This window comes from Butyrivibrio proteoclasticus, from assembly GCF_900115735.1.
Lineage (GTDB): Bacteria > Bacillota > Clostridia > Lachnospirales > Lachnospiraceae > Butyrivibrio > Butyrivibrio proteoclasticus_B.
On record NZ_FOXO01000025.1, the window covers coordinates 26,539 to 51,303 of the forward strand.

The 24,765-nt window shown below is 36.3% G+C and carries 20 protein-coding genes; 2 read left to right on the forward strand and 18 right to left on the reverse strand.

Annotated features, from left to right (window positions below; translation table 11 throughout):
* Positions 1–386 precede the first annotated feature (386 nt).
* Together BM146_RS14150 and BM146_RS14155 are read right to left on the reverse strand one after the other, a co-directional pair.
* Positions 387–632 carry a tyrosine-type recombinase/integrase gene (locus tag BM146_RS14150; protein WP_083413568.1) on the reverse strand — a complete coding sequence of 82 codons (246 nt, stop codon included), beginning with the start codon at positions 630–632 and terminating at the stop codon, positions 387–389.
* Entirely contained in the window at positions 604–1,038 is a 435-nt protein-coding gene (locus BM146_RS14155) for a site-specific integrase (protein ID WP_074890424.1), read from the reverse strand. Before BM146_RS14155 ends, BM146_RS14150 begins: the two co-directional genes overlap by 29 nt.
* 386 nt (positions 1,039–1,424) lie before the next feature.
* Between BM146_RS14155 and BM146_RS14160 the strand changes: the two genes are divergently transcribed.
* Positions 1,425–1,709 carry a hypothetical protein gene (locus BM146_RS14160; RefSeq protein WP_074890426.1) on the forward strand — a complete coding sequence of 95 codons (285 nt, stop codon included), beginning with the start codon at positions 1,425–1,427 and terminating at the stop codon, positions 1,707–1,709.
* Here the strand turns inward: BM146_RS14160 and BM146_RS14165 are convergent.
* The 11 genes from BM146_RS14165 to xerA form a co-directional block, all read right to left on the reverse strand.
* The gene (locus tag BM146_RS14165) at positions 1,686–2,228 is read right to left on the reverse strand and encodes a GNAT family N-acetyltransferase (RefSeq protein WP_074890428.1); all 543 of its coding nucleotides are present in this window, start codon (positions 2,226–2,228) and stop codon (positions 1,686–1,688) included. The genes BM146_RS14160 and BM146_RS14165 overlap by 24 nt on opposite strands.
* A gap of 184 nt (positions 2,229–2,412) precedes the next feature.
* Complete coding sequence (locus BM146_RS14170) at positions 2,413–3,747, reverse strand: MATE family efflux transporter (RefSeq protein ID WP_074890431.1); 1,335 nt, start codon at positions 3,745–3,747, stop codon at positions 2,413–2,415.
* A 3-nt stretch (positions 3,748–3,750) separates the two neighbouring features.
* The gene (locus BM146_RS14175) at positions 3,751–6,744 is read right to left on the reverse strand and encodes an AMP-binding protein (RefSeq protein WP_074890434.1); all 2,994 of its coding nucleotides are present in this window, start codon (positions 6,742–6,744) and stop codon (positions 3,751–3,753) included.
* Positions 6,745–6,892: 148 nt separating this feature from the next.
* Positions 6,893–7,201 carry an HTH domain-containing protein gene (locus BM146_RS19040; protein WP_083413569.1) on the reverse strand — a complete coding sequence of 103 codons (309 nt, stop codon included), beginning with the start codon at positions 7,199–7,201 and terminating at the stop codon, positions 6,893–6,895.
* A 966-nt stretch (positions 7,202–8,167) separates the two neighbouring features.
* Positions 8,168–9,550 (reverse strand): AlbA family DNA-binding domain-containing protein, encoded by a 1,383-nt coding sequence (locus BM146_RS14185; protein ID WP_074890437.1) that lies wholly within the window; start codon positions 9,548–9,550, stop codon positions 8,168–8,170.
* A 190-nt stretch (positions 9,551–9,740) separates the two neighbouring features.
* Entirely contained in the window at positions 9,741–10,064 is a 324-nt protein-coding gene (locus BM146_RS14195) for a hypothetical protein (RefSeq protein WP_143087494.1), read from the reverse strand.
* Between the two features lie 12 nt (positions 10,065–10,076).
* Entirely contained in the window at positions 10,077–12,224 is a 2,148-nt protein-coding gene (locus tag BM146_RS14200; RefSeq protein ID WP_074890443.1) for an ATP-binding protein, read from the reverse strand.
* A gap of 57 nt (positions 12,225–12,281) precedes the next feature.
* On the reverse strand, positions 12,282–14,351 hold the full coding sequence (locus BM146_RS14205) for a DUF262 and DUF1524 domain-containing protein (RefSeq protein ID WP_074890445.1): 2,070 nt from the start codon (positions 14,349–14,351) through the stop codon (positions 12,282–12,284).
* 10 nt (positions 14,352–14,361) lie between these two features.
* Entirely contained in the window at positions 14,362–17,535 is a 3,174-nt protein-coding gene (locus BM146_RS14210; protein WP_074890447.1) for a type I restriction endonuclease subunit R, read from the reverse strand.
* Between the two features lie 45 nt (positions 17,536–17,580).
* Positions 17,581–18,750, reverse strand: coding sequence for a restriction endonuclease subunit S (locus BM146_RS20050; protein WP_083413570.1), 1,170 nt, complete (start codon positions 18,748–18,750; stop codon positions 17,581–17,583).
* A 12-nt stretch (positions 18,751–18,762) separates the two neighbouring features.
* Positions 18,763–19,749, reverse strand: a complete 987-nt coding sequence (gene xerA / locus BM146_RS14220) for a site-specific tyrosine recombinase/integron integrase (protein WP_074890449.1) — start codon at positions 19,747–19,749, stop codon at positions 18,763–18,765.
* Between the two features lie 120 nt (positions 19,750–19,869).
* Between xerA and BM146_RS14225 the strand changes: the two genes are divergently transcribed.
* Positions 19,870–20,487 (forward strand): restriction endonuclease subunit S, encoded by a 618-nt coding sequence (locus BM146_RS14225; RefSeq protein WP_278308517.1) that lies wholly within the window; start codon positions 19,870–19,872, stop codon positions 20,485–20,487.
* On the opposite strand, the gene BM146_RS14230 is transcribed toward BM146_RS14225, so the two are convergent.
* The 5 genes from BM146_RS14230 to BM146_RS19870 all read right to left on the reverse strand — a co-directional run.
* On the reverse strand, positions 20,484–21,074 hold the full coding sequence (locus tag BM146_RS14230; protein WP_083413571.1) for a restriction endonuclease subunit S: 591 nt from the start codon (positions 21,072–21,074) through the stop codon (positions 20,484–20,486). The genes BM146_RS14225 and BM146_RS14230 overlap by 4 nt on opposite strands.
* Positions 21,064–22,566: a class I SAM-dependent DNA methyltransferase gene (locus BM146_RS14235; RefSeq protein WP_074890465.1), complete on the reverse strand. Its 1,503-nt coding sequence runs from the start codon at positions 22,564–22,566 to the stop codon at positions 21,064–21,066. The genes BM146_RS14230 and BM146_RS14235 overlap by 11 nt, the downstream gene beginning before the upstream one ends.
* 41 nt (positions 22,567–22,607) lie before the next feature.
* Complete coding sequence (locus BM146_RS14240) at positions 22,608–22,826, reverse strand: helix-turn-helix domain-containing protein (RefSeq protein WP_074890453.1); 219 nt, start codon at positions 22,824–22,826, stop codon at positions 22,608–22,610.
* A gap of 159 nt (positions 22,827–22,985) precedes the next feature.
* Positions 22,986–24,422, reverse strand: a complete 1,437-nt coding sequence (locus BM146_RS14245) for a hypothetical protein (protein ID WP_207649932.1) — start codon at positions 24,420–24,422, stop codon at positions 22,986–22,988.
* Between the two features lie 155 nt (positions 24,423–24,577).
* Positions 24,578–24,765 (reverse strand): hypothetical protein (locus tag BM146_RS19870; RefSeq protein WP_207649933.1); only part of this gene is annotated, 188 nt, incomplete at its 5' end.

The window sequence follows — 24,765 nt, forward strand, 5'->3', positions numbered from 1 at the left end:
GGTTTTGGGCGTAGAAAAAGAGCAGTCATTCTCTTTAAGAACAACTGCTCTTTATGTAAAATCCATATTCAAATATCCTGCGTGATGATGTCCGGTTAACAGTATCTACACCAACGCTACACCAGGCCTACACCAACTGCCATTTTCTAATGTGAATTTATGTAGCGAAACGTGTAATTTAAGTTTCCAAACTATCGCGAAATAACGGCTCGCGTGACCTTATGTAATTATACGTGATTAAGGAGAAGTCTTTCGATTCCTAGTTTCATATAAATTTCCTTCTTTCCTCTAAATATCAGTATTTCAAAGTTGCCAACATTCGTTTTGCAACTATTATTGCAACTTTTCTACTATTCTTTTCGTGTCCTAATATATCTTATCGTAAATCAATCAAAATTCAAGCATTTCATATAAGAAGAAAACTTTTCTGTTACTTCAACAATTGTCTCCTCACTTTCATGCACATAAGTATCAACAGTGACCTTAATACTGCTATGTCCAAGGATTTTAGAAAGCCTCTTATAATCTTTGCTCATCTCACAAAATCTCGTAGCAAATGTATGCCTCAAATCATGCATTGAGAGAACTTTTATTCCCGCCTTTTCACACATCTTCTGCAAAAGCTGCATCATATGTGCTATTTTTAGTAGGAAAGCCCGTTCTATTCAAAAATACAATATCTTTAAATTCTTCAGGTGTTCTGTCATTAATATTGCTGTGTCCATTTTTAACAGCCATTAAGATTTCATATGCCTTTTCAGTCATCTTAATTATGCGGATTCCATGATTTGTTTTTGGCGGCCCCCATGTCCATTTTTTCAAGCTATAACGGTATTCAAGTGTCCTTCTAATATGTATCTCTTTCTTTTCAAAATCGACATTTTTCCACTGAAGCCCAATCAGTTCAGACGTTCTCATCCCCGTCTCCAGAATCAGTCTAAACTGCGGATAATTTGCATAGTCCTTTGCAACACTTATAAATGCTCTTTGCTCATCAATAGTAAAGAAATCTATTTCTTTTTTTACCTGTATCGGCATCTTAACACCATTCTTTGTAACTGGTGTGCGAGTAATATATTGATTTTCAAAAGCCCACCAAAAGAATGTAAGGTTTTAATTTGTCTGAATATGATTTAATAAGCAGATATGCTGATTCTATTCTATTTCACATAAATCCTATTATCGAAATGTATCAAGCCCAGGATAAAACGTGCAAATGGCTAATCTCTGGTTCTGACAAAGAAAAAGATATTTTGTCTGCTTACTATCTATATCGCATTCTGTTCCCACAGTTATTTACTTGTATCTTTTCTGATAGCTTATCCGAAGAAAGTATGCTCAATAAGTATCACGGACATTTCAATTATGATTTGTGTAATGAGCAAATAAAAATAATATTCAAACTCGGGAGGAGGGCATCTTGAATGTGGTTAAAATACAGTTTAGACAAAGATTTTTTGCCAGCACATATTCACATCATGCCCAGCGTAGGAGAAGCCCCAACCAATCTCCATAATATCTCATCTCGACTGATTATTGATAACCCCGCAGTTCAATTTACCACTGATGCGAAAGCTGGATTATATAATCAGTATAGCGATGAGGATTATGCAAAAATGCTTCAAGCATATTCATCATCCAAAAACCTTCATCTGCCATCTATCTTTTCCGGCCCACTTCCATCCTTAGCCGATCTTCTTCTCCATTAGGTAGAATCTGCCTTTTCTCCAGTCTGCGTGACCGCGCTTCTCGTAGCCATTATTTTCATAGAGCCTTAAGGCAAAGGGATTTTCTGAAAAAACATCGAGCCTTACTGAATCAAAGCCCATGTCTGCCAGCTGATCCTCGATTTTATTAAGGAGCTTTTTTCCAATGCCCTTATTCTGATAATCCGGTGACACGCATAGTCTATGGATTATGCACGCGTTATCGTACTCCCAGCTGCCATTCTCGTAGGCATCATCGCACTCTGTGCTGATCACATAAATCGCTGCAAGGTTGGTCTCTGTCACATCGCCGTCAGATTCAGTAAATCCGCTTTCTGTATTAGAATCATCATCCATCACTACATATAACGTCTTTTTCTCAATATCGTCCTCAAAATCTTCCTTTGCAGGATATATCTCATCCCACTGCTCAATCCCCTGAGAGGACATCAGCACCTTGGCTGAATCCACCATCTTACTGATTTCTTCTACATCTTCAAGTCTTCCTAATCTGTAATTCATAATTTTTCTCACCTCGTAATTATCATCATGTCATCATCTTCATCCAGCATGCTCCAAGGCACCATTAAAAATCATTATACCTAACAAAAATCCCCGCAATCAACTATATTCGTGTTGATTACGGGGATAACAGCCAGCATTTATCTAATTTTCCTACTTACATAAAATCTAAAGCCATATCCAATCAGTACTCATACCTTGCTCTGAAACGCTTTAGCGTAAGCATAGTAACAATAAGGCTTATAACCTCTGAAGCAGGCCACGCTATCCACAAGCCTGTTCCTCCAAGAAGTGCTGTCAGTCCATACAGACACGCTACCAGAATGAGAAATGTTCTTACGAATGAAAGCATTCCGGATACAAGGCCATTTGAAAAAGCGGTAAAAAGACCTGATCCAAAGACATTTATTCCTACAAACAGGCAGCCGGGAAGTGAAAGTAAATATCCTGCCTGACAAATCTCATAGAGCTCTGTCCCGGGTTCAAAGAACACCGATATCACCGGATTTTTCACAGCAAATAACAATACGCAGCAGGCCACTCCGATCAGAATGCACCAGGTCATGCTGAGTTTATAAACCTTCTTTCTCATCTCAGTATTTCCGCTTCCGTAGTGAAATGAAAAAACAGGTTCAACTGCCGATGTCAGACCCATGAACACCATCATGATAAGTGTTTGCAGGTAGGTAATTATTGTAAGAGCACTGATTCCTATCTCACCATAGCATCGAAAGGCCAGGTGATTACTAATAAGCACTGTGACACCCTGCGCCAGGTTGGATACCATATCGGAGGAACCGTTAAAGCAGATTTCTCCCATTTCTTTCAGGTCAGGCTTTGCCAGCTCCAGCTTGTATGAGCTCTGCTTGGTAATAATATAAAACCATACAGCATATACGATAGTGATGCAGTAACCGATCACCGTAGCTATGGCAGCACCATGTATGCCCATGTTAAACCATTTCATGAACACATAGTCAAGAACGCAGTTTAATACTCCGCCTACCATGATAACAACTGCTGCTACAACGGTTTTACCCTCGCCAATAATAAGAATGCCCAGCTCTGTCTGCATGATAATTGCAATTGAAAAAGTGCTAAGCCCTATGTAATACGGGCGAAGATATTCAATAGTTCCTTCTGTTGCTCCGCAGAGCCTCATGATCGGGTCAGCAAAAACAAGACTTATTACTGTAAAAATAACACCTATAAGAATTGTAAAGACCATTACTCTTGAAAAGGTCTCGCCTGCCTCTTTTCGTTTACCCTCTCCTACCTTCTTAACTATCATGGCATTGCCACCGGTGCCGATCATGACTCCGGCTGCAATAACCAGCGAAATAATAGGATAATACAGATTGATGGCTGATATAGCCAGCTCTCCGATAAACATCTTAATGAAAAGACCATCAACCGTCTGATAAACAGCTATAAACACAAATACAAAAATACTGGGCGCAATAAATTTCAGAAAAGACCATAAAGTAAAGTCCTGAGAGAGTTCCTGTTCCTGATCCATAAATTATACCTTTCTACTGAAGATACCCTTTACGATATCGAAGATATTCTTCTCGTCCTTAATCTTAGCCTTAATCTCACGGATAGTGATATCCTGCTGAGAATTATGGGTCACCATGGTCTGAGCCAGTTTAATGTATATCTGCTCAAATTTTTCAATACTCTCATTTTCATAGCGGCTTGCTGCATAGTCTATCATAAGCTGAAGACCATCTGAGCCATCCAGAATCTCCATATCAAGAATGGTCTGAGATGCAGCCTGGTTCTGTCGCACGTCAACTGTCTCGATATTAAATCCGTCCATTCCACTCATATCACGGATATCCTGCTGATACAGCAAATATGCAGATTCACCGTTAGCTACCTGATTATGAAGATCTACATAAGGATAGCAGCTGTATTCTATTCCCTTTTGAACCTGCTCGTGGACATCAGCAAAAACATTACGCAGAGTTTCGTCGTCATTGAAGCGGATACCTATAGGCAGATCTCTGAACAACAGACCAACTGTGGTCATATTCTGCATATCCTCACGTCCGTTATATATCCAGCTAAGCTTAACATTCGGAGCGTTGTTGTAAATTGAAATTGCAAGAGCCGCAACAGTTATGAAGAACTCATTTCTGCTGATCTTGTACTCTCTCTCAACGGCGCTCATCTGAGGCTGCTCAATTTCCAAAGAAGCCATCAGTTCGCCCATTTCATTTTCACGGCTGTTCTGATCAATATTGGGATAACATGACCATTCCACATTGTCATATTTATCCTCAAAATATTTCCTTGCCTCCTCATAGAACGGATTATTAACAGCATCCTCTCTGCGTTTGAGCATCAGGTAATAGTAATCAGGATCTATGGGTATTTCCATAAATGCTTTTCCTACACCTTCAAGGAAAACTTTAAGACTTGTTCCATCAAAAAGTGAATGGTGAACATCGAAGAAAGAATACAGCGCTTTCTCTGTCTCAAAGATACGGGCTCTGTACATTTTACCGCCTATAAGCTTGAAGGGATAAACCAAGGAATCCCTGACATACTTAAACTCAAACTCGGAAAGCTTCTCCACTGTAATAGGCTGGAAAATATCAGGCGTATATCTCTGAATAAAATCACCATCTTCGTTGTAGTCAAATGTAGTAAGAAGAGCAGGATGAGCCTTGATCGCAGTCTCCATGACTTCACAGAGCTTTTCTGCTTCTATCATCTCCTTATCAAGCTTCATAAGAGAGAACAGATTATACATGGTAGAATCCGGAGTATAGAGCTGATAGTCGATCATGTACAGCTGCTCAGCTGTAAGAAGATGCGGGCTTTCCATGGAAAGTGCATTAAGCTCATCGGGGTTACCCTCTTCATTGTTAAACTGATCCTCATAGAGCTTAGCAATTTTCTCAGGAGTTCTTCCTCTGAATACCATGCCCGCATTCAGTCCCGGAAGGACTTCCTCACATGCTGTAATAAGCTCGATAGATGTCAGGGAATCTCCACCCATCTCGTAAAAGTCGTCATTTATGCCCACACGGGATAGCTTAAGTACCTGTGCCATCTTTTCACAGAGATTCTTCTCAACTTCATTATTAGGCTCAACATAATCACTCATGAAGTCGCTGATATCCGGAGCAGGCAGACCATTTCTGTCCATCTTGCCGTTTGCCTTCATGGGTACAGAATCAATCTTCATGTAATATGCAGGAATCATGTAATAAGGCAGACGCTTCATAAGCTCCTGTCTGAGACTCTCTGTATCTACCTGAATATCTGCTGTATAGTATGCGCACAGGAAGCTCTTGTCATTCAAATCAAATCCGCGGGCAGCTACCCAGTCGATGCCAAGCACCTGCTTGATGGCCGCTTCTATTTCCGCAGGCTCGATTCTGTTGCCGTTAATCTTGATCATGTCGCCGCTTCTGCCAAGCAGAATAAGGTTACCGTTTTCATCTTTTCTTGCCAGATCGCCTGAGTGATAGAAACCATTTACAAAGTGCTTTTCAGTCTCTTCGGGCAAATTGATATATCCTCGAACATAAGGATCTTCAAAGCAAAGCTCACCGGTTTCTCCCTCAGCAACCTCATTGCCATCTTCGTCAAGGAGAACAATCTTGGTATCTACCATAGGCTGACCGATGGGGCATGTTTCATATGACTTGTCGATAGGGAAGAAACCTACCGCATAGCCACTTTCACTTGCTGCGTAGATATTGATAACATCAAGATTTTTAAGATAAAGGTTATTGGCAGGCTCACTTCCTACAAACAGCATTCGAAGGAAAGGTCCTGTCTGTCCACCAAGCTTCCTTGCATAGGACGGTGTAAGGAAGGTTATTGTTATACGCTTTGTCAGGAAAAACTTTGCGAGAGCCGTAGGATTTTTAATTACAGCATAAGAAACGATATAGTTTTTGCCGCAGAATACGTTCAGGCAGGCCAGAATAACTATGACCGTGGCAACAAAGTTCATAGGCGCAAGAGTTGCAAGCCTGTCATTTTCATTGAAAGAAGCTTTGCCATCAACTTTAATTGAATCAATTGCTCTCTGCAGATTACCATACTCATGAATAACGCCCTTAGGATTTCCTGTTGTACCTGAGGTGTAAATAGCATATGCAATATCATGGGGATCAGGATCAACGTGGCCGGGAATCGGATTTTCTGTCATAATCTCTTCCCAGTTGCTGCCATTTATCTCTGCCTTACAGCCGCAGTCCTTTTTAATATACTCGATTCTTTCAGGGGCATAGGTATCTTCAACAAGCGCCCATGCTGCGCCTGCCTTCCATACACCCACCATGGCTATTACAGGTTGAACACCTCTGGGGAGGTTTATCAATACAAAATCCTCTTTTCCCAGTCCCTTCTTCTTCATCCAGGCATATACACGACCTGTCATGTCATCAAACATGGCATAGGTCAAACCCTTTGAATAGACATCATCAAAAAGAATCGCAGCGTTAGGTTTCTTTTCAGTAAACTCCTGCAATCTATCAATTATTGTACTCATGTTTTACCCCTCATATCGAAATACTACGAAACAATACAACATCTAATTATATCATTCACAATTTTTCGTATTTATTAAATAACCATTAAAATCGTGCAAAATAGGGGGATTTTCCCTACTTAGTCGCTTCTCTGATAATCTAAATTCGTTATTTAAAATTTACTAAAACCCATTCACCTTTTTTATTTGAGCCCACTCTCTTTACTACGCCCTTTTCAATCAGCTTTTGTAGTTCTCTTTTAACAGTAGCTTCAGAGCAGCCAAGTTTATCTCCCATCTCTTTTCTTGTCATATCAGATCTCTGACGAAGCAAATCTATAATTTGCTGCTCCCTTCTTTCCAATTTTATCGGGTCATTTATCGGGTCATCGTGACCCTGTAAAAACTTGCCACTGATATGCATCTCTCTATTATGGAGTTCATGTTTCTCATCAAGTAAAAGATAAAGAGGCGTCATTCTTGTTTAAGAACAACTGCTCTTTATGTAAAAAAGTTGGTGAAATTAGTAGCCCTAGGACTACCCGCGTGATGATGCCGAATTTTTAGTTTCTACGCCCCAAAAACGCCTGTCTTACACCAATTGGTGTAAATCTATGTGATTTTATGTTAAATTACGTGAAATAGGCAATTTCGGAGATGCGCTAAATAACTGGTTATGTAACGATATGTGACGAAACGTGACAATCGAGGGGCGTCTCGATTCCTAGTTTCATTTTATATATATCTCCTTCTAAAAGTATTGATTTTACTGTGTTTTCAACAAAAATACAAAAGGTCTGTCACAATTTCGTCACCAATTTGTTTTCTTCACACTGGAAAATTCCTGTGTTTACAGTACTTTCCGCGTTTTCAAAAATTGGTGATGCATTGGTGAAAACCTTTTGTATATTACCACATTTCTATTTATTTCTCTACCCTGGGTATTCTATTTGTCTTCCATCTCGAAAATCTGCATTCCCTCTCTCAAAAAAACATCTGAGACATGTATTCATCCAGAACTCAAACCATTCATCCACTGTGATTTGTTCTACATCGATGTCAACAAAACCTCTTTTCTCAAGATTGCCATTTTTACATACTCTCTTGCATCCCTAAGCTTTTCGCAGACGTGCTCATGGCGCTTGCCATCTGCTCCTGTGTATCGTAAGCGCTAAATAATTAGGTGGGTAGCAATATCCCGCCGGATTATTTTGCGCTTACGACCCGTCCAAACATATGAACAGGCACTTATATTTTTTGCTGTTTTGTTTTAGGTCTCATATATAGATTTTATAACTAAGTCTCATAAAGTCTCATTTACGTATGAGACTTAGTGAGACTATGGTGAGACTGCAATGAGACTTTCCTATATAAATCCCACCATTTCAGCATTTTTCAATTAATACATAGTCTCATTTTGATGAAACTGATATGAGACTCAGTATTATAATTTCCACACAGATTCATTTTTATCATAAACAGCACCTGTGATTTTCTTTATCTTAGCATAGTCTCTAAATACTGTTGCCCTTGAAATATCAAACTCAGCCATAACCTGCTCTACAGTCAAATGTTTATTCTCACATATCAAATTATAAATGGCCTGTTCTCTATCTGATAACTTCTTTTCATCGCTAGCCTCTTTAGCCGCTTCCTTATTCAAAGGAATAGTAATCTTAAAAACATCGTCTTCAAACAGCTCAGGCTTTCCGCCATCGGAAAAAATCGGAGTATATTTATATAAATTAATCACGCCGGAACCAATCGTATCAGTTCTACCTATATTAGCAAAAAATCTTTGAATAATAGGGTTCTTCGGATACGGCTGAAACTCGTCCTGCATAATATTTCCGTGTCTTCTTGGAATACACCAATTTTCCGTTTTTAGCCAATCCTTTTCAATAATTACCTTTGCCGGATAAGCGCTGGAATAATCTCTGTGTACAAGAATATTGCCAATCACCTCTCTAGCTATCAAATCTCTAACGCTTGTATTAACGTTATTTATTAAGTGAAATTTATCCGAGGTATGCTTTGCTACAAATTCCATTAAAAGATCATAAGCTTCTATAAGATTAGTTGTGACTAACAGCCTGTCATCATAACGATCCATATTCTCTACTCTGTAAAGAGCATCAGTAACATACCCAGGGCAACAAGAATTAATCACCTCATCTTTACCTAAAAGCAACACTGCGGCAAGATTGTATCCTTCCATACCTGAAGAAAAATCCTTTTCCCATAATCCAGCACTTTTAAGTAAATCTTCATCTGATAACTCAAGCCAATGATGATCCGGCTTTTTACTCTTTGCCAGATTTCTTACCTTTTCTAGCAAATCCAATCTTAAATCTGCTGTTGTAACATAAGGAAATATTTTTCTCTCAGCATAAGTGTTACTTTTTCTGTTATACAAATTCTGCAACTGAATAGGCGAATCCGTAATATCCATATCGCCATCTTCATTACGATCGTAAATTCTGTTTGCACATTTTTCCACAGTTGATGTTGGTGGCACAAAAACCCATAGCAAAGTCATTCCCTCGTATTCAATCTCTTCTATAGACAGATACAAGGTGGGTGACATTTTATCTGGGTTATTAAGCTGATTAACAAAGTTCTTCTTCATATCCTTAATCAGCTTCTTGTTAATACCTATCGGCTTTCCACCATCCTCAACACCCATGATAATATAGCCACCATACCTGTTAGAAAATGAACACACAGTCTCGTACACATCATCATGTATCCCGTTCTGGCAAGCCTTATATTCGACTGTAATTTTCTCATCCTTCGTAAGAAGCTCTTTCATTTCTTCAATTGTCATATATAAACCAGCTCCTTCCATATTTTCGGTATTTGTAATCTATATGTTATTGATTCATAGCCATAATAATTTGAATTGCTGATACAATCCTTGCAGCATCTTCTGCTGTTTTTATACATGTTATTATTTAAAAAATAAATAATCTCACAACCGATAATAAAATTCTTTCTTGCTAAGTAGATTTTATGTATCATTTGTAAAATTCATAGTAATAAAGTTCATAACTGTCAATACAATCATCAAAACCCATTTTATAAATTTTAGCTTCATGCTCGTCTGCTATATCAAACAAACAATCAGCATTCTTATCAGAACAATCTCTTCCAATATAAATCGCTTTTGGCTTTGCATCAATGAAAGGCATCCCATTTGCAGTCGAAGCAATGATACACCTATACTCCTTTTCATATGACCATGATGAATATTTAATATTGTAAAGCAACTGCGGAAGATATATAAGAGTTTTATCCTCCAACATCGTCACTAAATTTCCCTTTTGATGCGTTTCATCCATAGTCACTATTTGCTATGCTATAACTCCATGTTTATCTATGAAATCCCTAATCTCATTAACATATACTTCAGGAATTGCAAAATACTTTTCAGGATTCAATTGGAAAACATAATCATTTTCAATATGATTTGTCTCATTTAAAAACTTGCAAGCTCCAGGATATTCTTTTTTCAACTGCTGAAGTAGAGTTTTTTCCCTTTCAAATAACAACCTAATAGCAAGGATTCTATAATACATATTACTATTTTCACTTACTTCTTTAATCAGATTGGAACTCTTAAGTTCTTCAATCATTTTTTCATATGTATATCCAGGCATATATTTACTAATTTCTAGCATTCCCTGATCAATTAGATTCTGTGGCATAGGTTGTTTCTGCCCATCTTCCGGAATACTTCTTCCATGGATAAGATTGGATAAAATATCATAACAAGCTGACTCTTTGAATCCGCTTGTAGTAAGCTCATAATATTTACGATAATTTACAATTCTTACAAACAACGGTTTGTCTTCGTCTTTTGCAAAATGCTCTGTTAAAACAACAGTATTTAACAAATCAATATCTTCTATAGCTTGTTCTTTAATTACTCCATTTTCATTTGAGATGAAATCAGCTCTAACGGGAGTGGTTAATCCATATGCCTTAAAAAAGCTTCCATGTATATAATCAATTACAGGCTGTAAATCATGGGTAAGCATTAAAACTGTTTTATCTCTAAAAGTAACCTCCTGTTGATTATCAAACATTCTTCTGACAACAGCGAATTTTTTATTATTATCAAAAGCCGCTATAGGATCATCCAATACTATTAAGTCAGCATTTTCACTAATTGCATCAAAGATAAACATAACAAGAGCAAATGCATTTCTTTCGCCCCAACTCAAATGACTGTCAGGTTCAGAAACAGCTTTTTCTTTTCCAAAGGGAATTAAATATGTATTCGCCTTTCTTTCACCATCTTCTTTGATTTCAAACTTATAAGGAAATCCTGCAAGCGTAAAGAAGGCATTGATATCATCTTTTCTATCATCAATCAATTTTTTAAGTTTAGATTCATGTTGAAAAAACAACCCTTTTAATTGTCCTGATTTACTAAGTAATTCCTCTATTTTTGCATTAATAGCATCAACTGAGTTACCCATCAAATCAGTCGTATAGTATTTTTGCAAGATATTTCTATCTATCTGCATACTCTTTAAACTCTTTTCTATTTCCGTCAACTGATCATGAGTAACATTCATTGGTCTAAAAATAGAAATAGCCCTTAGTTTTTTTTGCAAATATTCTGTTTCAGCCGCTAATTGCGACAATTCAGCATAAAGCTCATCAGCTTTATCTTCATCACCCAGATATTCCAGTAACCCCTTCTCCGCATCTTTAGAGATATAACCTTTTTCAATACCCTTTTTTAGATATTCTAAAACTTGTGTTGCTGTTTTGATTGCTGATTTTTTAAATACTTTTTTTATTGTCTCATTCTGTTTTTGAATAACTGGCATATCCATGTTACTCGTACAAAAAGGACAAGAATCACCATTCATATGATTAATGCCAGAAGTTCTCCAATCTGCCCATTTTGAGACACTTGCAATGTCAGACTCATAAAATGGTTTATAAGCATCAAGTTCTTGGTGCTTCTCAAACCCCGCACCATTTCCCTTTAAAAATTCACCGAGTCCACCTCGTTTAGCAATACTTCCTGAAGCATAATTAACTACAGACATATACTCGGATAACATATTACTTAAATCAGAAATTGAATCCTCCTCATTAAAGCTACTCTGAAGCTCATTTAATAAATCTGAAATCTTTTTTGCTAATTCTTCACATTCTTTTGATTGTAATAAAACACTATACGAATCTGCAAATATCCCTTCGGATTTGAACAGATATTTCTTAATGTAATCCTCATTAAAAACTTTAACCTTTGTAAACGGAATATCATTAACAACCGGATTTATGTCATTGTTTTCTTCATCCGTAAATGGTCTTAAGCCTTCTAAGCTGTTCCCTTCCGACTTTAATCTAATTGCCTCACTAATTGTAGACTTTCCTGTACCATTGCATCCGTATTTAATATTAAGTGTATTCTCTGTTATTGAAATTTTTGCTTCAGCTATATTATTACAGTTACTAATTTCAATCATCGTTTCAGCCACAATAACCCTCCAATCGCAATATTTTTTAAGCCTTTGAACTTAGTATATTTCTACTTATTATTCATCCGCTTGCGCTTTATATGACTGCTCTATAATCTCCATAACCTGATCTATATCAGATGTATGTTCCATATAAAGCTCAACATCGCCATTTCCCCATCTGCCCAAATTTGTAATGTCTCTGCAGATACCATTTGGATCATAAATATCTGCAAATTTCATATTCACAGAAATACGAAGTCTCTGTTTCTGTATAACAACATCAACAAAATTTGTATCCAATTTATATGCCACATAAAGTTTTTTAAATTCACGTGTAACGTCAGGAGAAAGGTTCCTTATACGCTTATCTAATGCTTCAAAAAGCATTCTTGTAAATGCATTTATATCATAAGTGTCCAATGAATACTTTGGGATCTGTTTATCTTTTGACTTATATGGTTCAAGTTCTGCATCTGTCAATACAGGATAAGGCCATATCTTTTCAGCCTCATCGCATAAGATCTTAGCCCTCTCCTTAATGTGTTTCTCATTCCATTCTGAAAGAAGAACAACATATTTATTAAGTCTAAGCGCACTTTGCTTAAACCCACCCTCCATATTTAATTTCTCTATGAATGGTTTATCACTCATTTCTGAGTTATACGCAGTCAATGTAAGATTTCCTATAGTATGCAGATACTTTTTTTGCACTTCCTTCCAATCACTTCCAAGATCATTCTGCCACTCTACAGAAAGGTTCTTATTCTGAGGCATAATATGTTCAATAGTATAATTTTCAATAGTAATTGGAGCCTTATTCTCATGATTCTCCAATCTGCTTAATATATAATTCCTTGCACGCATATTATAGATATCACGTGCAACAAATGCTTCAGCAAATTTATCATCATCTGGATATTCCTTGTACGTTTCCTGAAGCATAAAAAATGCCTTCACAGAATTCATGTAATCATCCATACGAATTGAATTCCTAAAGGTTGCAAACGTCTTATTCAGCGAATTTGTAGGTATATCACATATACTTCTTCTGAATACATAACTTATGCAATATCTTAATATTTCATAAAGTTCCTCATCACTAATGATTCCTTCTGCATGGTCATGGTGAATCTTGAGCAAAAAGGGATATGAAACCTCCATTCGTAGATCAACAATATCTTCATACAAATGTTTCAGCTTAGAATCTGTACTTCTCTTGAATACTATATTTGTGTAATATTTTGCATACTCAAATAAATCCTGACACAGTTCTCGGATTGTTGCAAACTCACAATTTAAATGATATAACTTAAACTCCTCATAAACACGCTCCTGCTTTGGAATTCTTGCTATTTTCATAGTCAAATAATTACGGAAAAATGCATCCATAACCGTATCTTGTGTTTCATACACAAATAATTGCTCCATAGGGCGCCACAAATGCTCATATACATATGTCTGTTCTACAGGTTCTAATCCCATCAACACATAATTTCTAATAAGATCAGATTCCGATAGCTCTTTACCAGTAGAATTTAGACTTTCAAAAATAGCCTGCGCATCATCGACAGATCTATCTAATGTAATATTCACAATCTGCAATTTACCAATTGATTCATATATCTCTGCCGGAGACAATTCTTTCTCTGCAATTCTCTTTGAAAAATAAGCATAGTTATCCAATATTCTCGATCTAACACCATCTGCAATAGGTTTGCTTTCAACAAGATTAATCAAAACATCCCTATCGGTTTCTGTCAGTAACAACTTATATCTCTCATCTCCTGTTTCGAATTCATTTTTCAAAAGCATTCCATCTATTCGATGAGCATTAATCGTCTGATCTTCTGGATTTTCAACAGCGTAATTTCTTAAAGCCAACAGCAATAACGTCAGCGTTGTCATTCTCTGCTGACCATCAATAATCATATATTTTTGTACACCTGTTGGCATTGCTTGTTCAGCTATATTTACAATAGAACCAACAAAATGTCCTGTTTTGTTTTTTTTCTGCATCTCAACAATATCATTCCAAAGACGCTTACACTGTTCCACATCCCAACTATAAAATCTTTGATAAACTGGAATCAAAAACTGCTTGTTTCCATTTAGTATCTCGTATATATTTCCTTTACGTGCGTCCATTTCCCCCGCTTCACTCCTTTACACCATATGGAATAGATTCCTCTGCAACCATACTTACTACCTCAGGCTCTGATCGAAAGGAATATATATTATTCTTTTCTTCAGAACTGGTCATATCTCCATTGTCTGTCCAGAGTTCGCACTGACTAATCACTGTACTTATTGCAAACTCATAATCATCTGGTGGATAATCATACTTTTTAAGAAGTCTCTTAACCATCTTTCTCATAGATGCTCTTGCTGTTTCCTTCTTCTGCCAGTCTATCGTTCTATTTTTACGAAGCATCTCTGTTAATTCTTTGGTGAGATTAATTAGCTTATCATTCTCATAAAAGTCTTTAATATTTTCTGGCTTAGTCAAAGCATCATAAAATGCTAACTCTTCCTGTGATAGACCAAGTTTTTGTCCATTTTTGTATAAATCAGCGATCTCCTGTGCTGTCTTCAACAATTCCTTTATAACCTCTTCGTTAGTAATAAGACCGTTATAATAAGAATTCATTAATTGAGCAATTTTCTCGGAAAACTTTTGTGACTGTACTACATTAGTTCTCTTATATAATGCCACTTGCTCAGCCATTAGTTTTTTCAAAATCTCAACAGCAATATTTTTCTCTTTCATTCTAGAAATTTCGTCTAATACTGCTGGATCGAATAAGCTAAAATTTTCTCCTCCAGACTTACTGCTATCAAATAAATTAATTACACCTTCACTCTGCACTGCAGCCTTGAGCAAATCATTTATTTGATCATTAATCTCATTAAGTGACAAAGCCTTTCCACCAGTACCACCATAAGTAATTTTAATTACCGTTGAGCGAATAGCCTCCATAAAGGCAGCCTCGTGACGTTCTGTTTCAGAGGTCATACTAGAGCATAATGAATGAGACTGTTTAAGAAGCATTGCTTCTTTTAAAAATAAATCTTTACGCTCTGGAGCACCTGCATCCAATACAAAGTTAACTCCGCCACTGATTAATTTTGCCATCGTAAGCGGTGAGCCACCGATAAAACCACTAAAATCAAAGCCATATAACAGATCCTTACATACCTGTAATTTTTCCTGGAATTTCGGATATGCTACCTTTGCAATATTCATATCCCCATATCTAGACTGATCGCGCTTAGTGTATTCCTTCATAGCAGCTTTCAATGCAGAAGCAATACCAACGTAATCTACTATCAATCCGCCTTCTTTATCTTTAAAAACGCGGTTCACACGTGCAATCGCCTGCATCAGGTTATACCCATGCATTGGCTTATAAACATACATCGTAGCAAGGGAAGGCACATCAAATCCTGTAAGCCACATATCAACAACAATAGCTATTTTCATAGGATCATCATTGTCCTTGAATTTTCTTGCCAACTCTTCTTTATGTGACTTAGTACCTATGATTTCTTTCCAATCCTCAGGATCGTTATTACCGCCTGTCATTACAACACCGACTTTTTCAGTCCAGTTAGGTCTCATTTCTAAAATACGACGGTAGATCTTCATCGCTATCGGTCTAGAATATGCGACAATCATGGCCTTTCCTGTAAGAAGATTTGCTCTATACTTTTCATAGTGTTCAACAATATCATTACAAAGTGATTCTATGGTTGAGTCTGCGCCAAGCACACTCTCCATCTGCCCAAGCATCTTTTTACTTTTTTCAATAGTTGTGGTATCTGATTGCTGTTCTAAAACATCATATGTCTGATCTATAAGAGCCAAAGTATTCTCATCAAGCTTTAACTGAACAACACGGCTTTCATAATACACCGGACGAGTCGCACCATCTTCAACTGCTTGAGTCATATCATAAATATCAATATAATCACCAAAAACTTCTCTTGTATTTCTATCTTTTGCAGAAATTGGTGTTCCCGTAAATCCGATGAAAGTAGCATTTGGTAGTGCATCATGAATTACACGTGCATTACCAACTACTGTACGTGCTTCCTTTTCTCCGTCTTCATTTTCAGAAATAACAATTTTTTCATCAAATCCATACTGACCACGATGCGCTTCATCAGCCATAACTACAATATTTCTTCGTTCTGATAAAGGCTTTTCACCACGTTCAAACTTAAACATAGTTGTAAAGATAATTCCATTTGCACTTCTACCATCGAGAAGCGTCTTTAAATGCTCTTTACTTTCCGCTTGAACTGGAGTCTGACGCAAAAAGTCGGCACACTGCGAAAACTGAGAGTAAAGCTGATCATCTAAATCAATACGGTCTGTCATAACTACTAATGTTGGACTATCTAAGGCTTCCTGCAATAAATGCGCATAAAAAACCATAGACAAAGATTTGCCTGATCCCTGAGTATGCCAGAAAACTCCACCTTTACCATCTGTCTTTGTAGCTACTTTTGCCTTCTCAATAGCCTTTCGAACTGCAAAATACTGATGATAACCAGCAAGAACCTTAAATCTTTTCGTACTTGTTCCAGAAAAAAGAATAAAGTTCTTTAAAATATCAAGCAAACGCTCTTTTTGAAACATTCCTTCGTAGAAAATATCAAATCCTGCAAAACCTGTATCTTCATAATTACCATCTTTTGTCTTCCACTCCATAAAGCGATCCATTCCAGAAGTAATTGTTCCAGCTTTATTAGTAGATAAATCACTTATTACACATATTGCGTTGTAATAGAAAATTGAAGGAATGTCCTTCATATAATTACGAATCTGATTATATGCGTTCTCAGCTCCAACCTCATCTTTGGCCGGACTCTTAAGTTCCATCAATACCAAAGGTAATCCATTTATAAACAGAATAACATCTGGTCTACGGTTATTTCCGTTCTCAAGAAATGTAAACTGATTTACTACATAAAAAGAGTTCTTCTTATCATCTTCGAAATCAACTAAGCGTACTATCGATGAACGTTCTTCACCTTTCACAAAAAACTTAACTGTTATGCCATTCTGCAGATAATCCATAAATATCATATTCTTCTGCAATAAGCTTCCAGTATCAAAATTCTTTAGTTTAACTAATGCTTCATCTATAGCTTCAACAGGCAGACCACGGTTGATACGCACCAAACTATCCCTAAGAATAGAATCTAACAATGGACTGGAATAGTCCCTATCCAAATCAGGAGCGTAGAGGTGATCATAGCCCATATTTTCGAACAATTCTATAATTGCCTGTTCGTATGTATCCTCTGTAAATAAGTTTGGCATATTCAACCTCCTGTAATTTATAGTTTTAAATAAGAATTTAGTGGCTTAAATATCTATGTCTGAAACATCAAGTTCACCAGACATGAGACGTGGAAGCAAACTGTCGCGGATATTTGTAAGATGGCATATTTCCGCATAATTATTACGAATGGCATTATCCATAGGTGCTACGATTTCTCCAAAAGTATCTATAACTTTTATCGGAGGAATGACTATTGGCATTGTATTTAATGAATCTTTGTTAATAGATCCAAACACAGTACCTTCGCCGTTAAAAATATGGAGCTGTTTACGTAAATTAAACATTGTATAAAGTACGTAAGATTGGTGATTATCTTTTGAATGGATTGAAGCGAGGCCACGACCAATACAACAATCTTCGTAGGCAACATTTATATCACCAACAGGCGCTCTAACACTCATAAGAGTGTCATTAGCCAGAGCCATTCGCTTCGGAGCAGTCGTATAGAGTCTTCTGGTTGGGAATCGGAAACCGAATTCTGCACGTCCCTGAAAGAAGACAGTACCAACCCCATCTTCGTTATAGGTATCGCCTTTTGGAGATTGACCCATTGTAATATCTGCGATATCAGACAATACACCTGGCGTCCAAGTGTTATCAGCATTATCGATAATTATTTGGGAATAAAGAGCAAATGCTTGCGCCTGTAAATTCTTATTTACCTCATTATTAATTGCTATTTTTTCTTCAATATTATCCAATAATCCAGCTATCTTTTTTTGTTCAATCAACTCTGGCAAATCTATTTCAATATCCATAATTCTATCTGGAGATGTATGATGTACTGTGGAGCCTGTCGATGTCGATGCAATTGTCCTTTGGTAATATGGACTTCTCATAAACCAATAAAGATAATGCTTATCTAAGCTATCTGTTTCAATAGATATCAATCCAATACGTTGATTATGTAAATATATCCTATTTCCTTTTGATTTTGGAACCAAAGCACTATATCCCAATGTATCAATAGCCTTACTTAAATCTGTCATTGTAACAATCAAATCATCCTCTTTTAATACATAATCATCAGGATATTCCGCATCAAAATACTTACATTTTTCTTCTTTAAATCCTCCTCCAATCGCAAAATTTCCTGGAGTTACTAGGACAATATTATTATCAATTGTACTTATATTTTTTCCCTTAAAGGCATAACCATGCTTTATTTTGATATAATCACGTAATGTTGCCAAAAAATCACCTTCCTAACTTATATATTTTTTGTGAGCAATTTTCACATTGCTTTGTTTAACCATTGCATAATGCAATGTTGTATCTATTCGTTTATGACCAAGCAACTGTTGGAGTTGCTCAATCGGCATTCCTTTATCAATCGCCATCGTTGCAAGAGTTCTACGGAACTTGTGAGGATGAACTTTTTCAATACCAAGTTCCTTACCGATATCTCTAAGTCTAGATTCCACACCACCTATCTTAATTCGTTTGAATGGTGCTCTTAACGAAACAAAAAGTGCTGGATTGTCATCAGATCTACGTTCCAAGTAATTCTTAAGATGAATCTTTGTTCGTGCATCAAAATAGACAATTCGTTCCTTATCGCCTTTACCAAAAACAATGCACTCTCTTTCATTAAAATTAATATCTGCTCTATTTAAAAGAACTAATTCACCAATTCGCATTCCTGTCGATGCTAGCATATCTATCAATGCAAGATCTCGCATTTCTTTGCAACCATCGCGCATTTTTTCTAGTTCTTCATCTGTATATGTTTCTTTTATAACTGAACCCGTCTTAACTTTATGTATTCGTCTAACAGGGCTCTTAAGAATGTAATCTTCATCTTCCAGCCACGAATAAAAGCTCGACAAAATTCTTCTTATATTATCAATAGTCACCTTGCTTGAACCATTTTTCTCCTGATATCCAGTGAGATATTTTCTAAGATCGTCCGTCTGTATATGCCTTACACCTTTTGCCACAACATCCAACATATTCTCAATTGTAGTACGGTAATAATTTAAAGTTTTCTCTGAACACCCTTCTATTCTTTTAGCCGCTACAAATGCATCAAGTAACTCTATACTTTCGTCATTATCTTCTATTATTTCATTCTTCATAAAGTCATAATTATGAAAAACATACTCCATTACATCATGCAACTTACCTAATTGAACATTGTCCAAACAGCCCTGCATTTGCTGCATGATCTCATCTATAATCATTTGTTTCATAATTCATTCTCCTTTTAAACTTATTTCAGAGAACGAATTAAAAGAAATCAAACAAACTTACTAATCAAACTAAATAAGAATTTAGAGCAGCAAGCTGAGGCATATTTTAATCACCTGTTTATAGCTAATGCTGATCCTTCTTGGCCTGAAGGTACAATCAGCGATATTGGCACAGTTGTAGGTGGTAGTACGCCTTCAAAATCTAAGCCGGAATATTATACTGATAACGGTATCGCTTGGATTACCCCCAAGGACTTATCTGTCGATAAGTCCAAATTCATTTCACATGGCGCTGACGATATTACCGAGCTTGGCCTAAAAAACAGCAGTGCTTCTATAATGCCGGCAGGAACAGTGTTGTTTAGCTCTCGTGCACCAATCGGGTATATTGCTATCGCCGATGGGAAGGTTACAACAAATCAAGGTTTTAAATCTGTTGTGCCTAATAGCAATGTTGGTACTGCCTTTGTTTATTTCTTCCTGAAGAATGCTTTACCTACTATAGAAAACATGGCTTCAGGTTCAACCTTCAAAGAAATATCTGGCAGTACAATGCGTACAGTTCCGGCTATTATTCCTGATGATAAAAACCTTCAGAAATTTGCCAATTTCTGTGAACCTTTATTTCAGCAACAGCGGATTTTAGAAGCGGAGAATCGTTGCCTGGCATCGTTACGAGACACATTGCTCCCTCACCTGATGTCTGGTGAGCTGGATATCTCTGTCATTGACATTTAAGCTGCTAAATTCTTATTTATCTCCTTATTTATCTCCTTATTTATCTGAATCTTGTCATCTAATGATCGTAAAATCTTTGCAATCTTAACCTGTTCATCATACGGTGGCAACACAATCGGCAGTTTATGTTGAGCAGTTATTCCCAAATATGCTCTTGTACTTCCTGAGCCCGCCCAATTACTTAATGTCATTTGGAATTCGTTTGAATCAAAATAGTATTTCAAATAACGATTGTCTATCCCTTTTTTCACTCTGTAATAAGTCACTTGTGGTGTCAGGATAATCGTATCATACTGATCAGAAACTATAGCTGTTCTTCCGATTGTTGCTTTATGTGTTAACAATACATCACCTGGTTTTGCAAAACCTTTTCTCAAAGTTTTTGCTTGTTCTTCTGTAATAAATGCACAATTATCAAAATCTACATGCCCGCCTATCAGATTATTCGCCATGATAAACGGAACTCCTTCAGACACATAATCAGATGCTTTAGGGTGAATATTGCCATGATTACCATCTAATGGTTCTTCAAGCATATCTAAATTTATCAATTCTTGAACGGTATACTCTTTCCAATTAGATTTCATACCCAATCGCTCCTAACTTATTTCTTATTTCGTTCTCTAATTCATGACTTTTTTCAAACATTTCGGATAATTCTGATGTTAGACGGTCCATCTTTTCTTCGAAAGGTTCTCCATCATCTTCCTGCTCCTCAATGCCTACATAACGTCCTGGGGTAAGTATATAATCCTGCTTCTCGATTTCGGAAGTCTCAACAGCAGCACAATAACCTTTTTCATCATCTAAGCTTCCTTCCACAAACGATGTATAAGTGTCTGCTAGTTTCTGTATATCCTCATCAGTAAGTTCACGTAATTTACGGCTTACCATTGTGCCCATCTTACGTGCATCAATAAACAAAGTCTTTCCCGCCTGTTTCTTCTGTTTATTAATAAACCATAGTGATACTGGAATCTGAGTCGTATAGAATAACTGAGTAGGCATAGCAATAATACATTCAACCAAATCAGCATCCACAATATTTTTACGAATATCACCTTCTCCACCAGTTTGTGATGAAAGAGATCCATTTGCAAGGACCATACCAATACGTCCTGCTGGCGCAAGGTGATAGATCATATGCTGTAACCATGCAAAGTTTGCATTTCCTGCTGGTGGCATACCATACTGCCAACGAACATCATCTTTTAATTTATCCGCTCCCCAATCTGAAAGATTAAAAGGTGGATTTGCCATAATATAATCTGCACGCAATGTCGGATGGCGATCATCCATAAATGTGTCTGCAGAAAATTCTCCAAGATCCGGTTCAATACCTCTTATTGCAAGGTTCATCTGCGCCATTTTCCATGTTGTAGGATTTGAATCTTGACCATAAATTGAAATGTTGCTTATGTTTCCACTATGATTCTCAACAAATCTTGCAGACTGAACAAACATACCACCTGACCCACAACACGGATCATAAACACGTCCCTTGAATGGTTTCAATATCTCTACCAACGTACGAACAACACAGGAAGGTGTAAAGAACTCTCCACCTCTTTTTCCCTCTTGTTCAGCAAACATTGATAAACAATATTCATAAGTACGCCCAAGAATATCTTTTTCACTTCCATGTTCAATCATTTGAATATTAGTAAAAAGATCTACAACATCTCCAAGTCTTCTTTTATCAAGTTCTGGACGAGCAAAGTTCTTTGGTAAAATATCTTTCAATCTTTTATTCTCTTTTTCAATTGCTCGCATTGCATCATCAATGACTGTTCCAATTTCAGATGTATGTGCTTTTGCTGCTATTTCGCTCCAACGTGCTCCGGCTGGTACAAAGAAAATTCCTTCTGATGTATATTCATCAATATCTTCTTCAAAGCCATCTCCTTCTTCAACAAGTGCTTTATACTTCTCATCAAATCTATCAGAAATGTATTTAAGGAAAATCAAACCCAAAACAACACTCTTATACTCGGATGCATCTAAATTTCCTCTCAGAACACATGCGGCATCCCAAATTTGTTTTTCAAATCCAATTTCAGCTGTATTATTATCTGCCATGATTACTATTTCCTTTCTGTTAGTAGTATTCTTACTACTCATTATTTATTTTTGCTTCTGTCTATACTTATTATGTCTCCAAAATCGCAATCTAATTCCAAACAAATTTTTTCAAGAACACTCATAGATACAATTTCTCCTCTACTCATCTTCGCAAGAGTACTACTACTTATGCCAATGTTCTCATTCTCGACAAGATCCATTTTTTTCATTTCCTTATCGATCAGTAATTTCCATAATCCATTATAAGATATAGCCATATAATTCCTTTCTTATGGGGATTATCCACTTGGAGCTAAAGGACCTTTTCCCCTCATGAATAGTCCTAGATTACATTATACTCGCCCGTCACTATTTACAAATAGAATTTTCGACTTATCGAAAGTCTAATTCGATTTTATGCGTTAGTCTTTTAACTTTTACTTTTCAAACAATAATTTCGTGAAAATTGTATTTACTACATCTATAAATAACCACATCAATTGGCCAACCAAACTAATTGACACTGAATCAGGATTGATAGTCCAGTGCGCTAACGAATTTCTATAATTATAGCCAATAATCCTTTCTCGCTCTCCATCCTTACTTAAAAAGTAAGCTAAATGTCTTATATGCTTTTCACCTAAATAAGCTCTCATAAATGTATCATTTGGATTCAATGTCTGTCCCAAAGTAACCTTATCGATAGATATATATTTCTCGACACCCACTACATATAAGTACAACGACTTCATAAATTTATCTATCAACGCACAAATAAACATAGACGCTCCATAACATAACGCAATCTGCGTATCAGCATCATAATCATTAGCTTGCATACTCATTTGTAAATGCTTGTCTAGAATTTTTATATCCTTTTCAAAATTCTCTATACCACAATTGAAACGATCAGATATTAACTCCATTACACTCATAAGCATTCCCATCAACTCACTATACATATTTGCATCTTGCATAATAGAAAGAATAGTACCCGTTTCTATCGCACTTACAATGCTGAGTTTATCTTGCAAAGATCTTGTATAATAATCATCGCAGTTACTATTAGAACATATTTCATCAAAGAATCTTTTTTTACCATTCGCATCAACTTCTAAACGACTTTTAAACATTATTTTCCCATCGTCCTGAACTAACCAATCATGAGAAAGAGATATAAATCTTTTTTCCCATTCTTTCTGCTTTTTCCACAAATCTACGATTTCATCTGTCGGTATTTTTAATTTAGTATGATGTCCATTTTCTTTAACACTCTCATCCAGTAGCGATTCAATTATCTTTAATGGTTCATTAAACTGATTTACATATGGACTTTTAATATCATTTAAGCATTTTACAAATCTTTTCACAGTGCGCTCAACAAAGAAAACATTGTCCTTTGTTGCCTTACTACATAATTGAAGAATATCTTCTACTAAAATGGGAACAACACGATCAACCGTCTTTCTTAAAGGGCTTTTTTCTTTTCTATACACCCTAGAAAAAATATCAAAAACTGTTTCTTCTCTAAGACTCCTTACTTCTTCGTAATGACCAGTTTTAAAAATTTGTCCAAATAGATATGGATATTTTTCAAATATAGTTTCAAAACTCTCAAAACGATCCAGTAATAAATAATCATAATGAAATACTAACCACTTATAGGCCTCTTCGCTTATTCCATTTTTATATTTTTCTATATAATTCAAAGTAACTTCTTCAATTCCAATAACCTCTACTTCAGATTCAAATATTTCATTAATATTAGTATTGATGAATTTAATAACTTCGCCATTATTTATCTTTTGAACAACTGTACTTGCTTCAATTGAAAGATCCTTAATTATCTTTTTAAATTCATCTGTAGCAAGCATAGGTACCAACAATGCCATTTAGCTAACTGTTCCGTTTCTGTTTGATTATAACAATTGACATTATTATACCATTTTAGAGCCTTTGGTTAAGCGTTTTCTGCATAGCAAACAGACAGATGCAAGATCTGCCTGCTACTACATATCAGGTTGAGGAACTAAGCTACTCTATACAAGAAACTACAGGCACCTATACCTCGTAGATTACGGATAAAATGCCGCTCATCTGTTTTATCTACTCTTAGATTACGTTCTATCCATGCTATTACATCAGGTATCGGCAAAGATTTAGCCATTTTAAGAAATTTATGGCAAATTTTCGCTGCCATAGAGAAGTTGATTTTAT

Coding starts and splice junctions, on each gene's coding strand:
- BM146_RS14230 (WP_083413571.1), bottom strand. CDS start 21,074: ATGAAATCTAATTGGAAAGAGTATACCGTTCAAGAATTGATAAATTTA.
- BM146_RS14160 (WP_074890426.1), top strand. CDS start 1,425: ATGTGGTTAAAATACAGTTTAGACAAAGATTTTTTGCCAGCACATATT.
- BM146_RS14195 (WP_143087494.1), bottom strand. CDS start 10,064: ATGGATGAAACGCATCAAAAGGGAAATTTAGTGACGATGTTGGAGGAT.
- BM146_RS14170 (WP_074890431.1), bottom strand. CDS start 3,747: ATGGATCAGGAACAGGAACTCTCTCAGGACTTTACTTTATGGTCTTTT.
- BM146_RS14175 (WP_074890434.1), bottom strand. CDS start 6,744: ATGAGTACAATAATTGATAGATTGCAGGAGTTTACTGAAAAGAAACCT.
- BM146_RS14205 (WP_074890445.1), bottom strand. CDS start 14,351: ATGGACGCACGTAAAGGAAATATATACGAGATACTAAATGGAAACAAG.
- BM146_RS14185 (WP_074890437.1), bottom strand. CDS start 9,550: ATGACAATTGAAGAAATGAAAGAGCTTCTTACGAAGGATGAGAAAATT.
- BM146_RS14210 (WP_074890447.1), bottom strand. CDS start 17,535: ATGCCAAACTTATTTACAGAGGATACATACGAACAGGCAATTATAGAA.
- BM146_RS14235 (WP_074890465.1), bottom strand. CDS start 22,566: ATGGCAGATAATAATACAGCTGAAATTGGATTTGAAAAACAAATTTGG.
- BM146_RS14165 (WP_074890428.1), bottom strand. CDS start 2,228: ATGAATTACAGATTAGGAAGACTTGAAGATGTAGAAGAAATCAGTAAG.
- xerA (WP_074890449.1), bottom strand. CDS start 19,749: ATGAAACAAATGATTATAGATGAGATCATGCAGCAAATGCAGGGCTGT.
- BM146_RS19040 (WP_083413569.1), bottom strand. CDS start 7,201: ATGACGCCTCTTTATCTTTTACTTGATGAGAAACATGAACTCCATAAT.
- BM146_RS14150 (WP_083413568.1), bottom strand. CDS start 632: ATGATGCAGCTTTTGCAGAAGATGTGTGAAAAGGCGGGAATAAAAGTT.
- BM146_RS14155 (WP_074890424.1), bottom strand. CDS start 1,038: ATGCCGATACAGGTAAAAAAAGAAATAGATTTCTTTACTATTGATGAG.
- BM146_RS14245 (WP_207649932.1), bottom strand. CDS start 24,422: ATGCTTGCTACAGATGAATTTAAAAAGATAATTAAGGATCTTTCAATT.
- BM146_RS14240 (WP_074890453.1), bottom strand. CDS start 22,826: ATGGCTATATCTTATAATGGATTATGGAAATTACTGATCGATAAGGAA.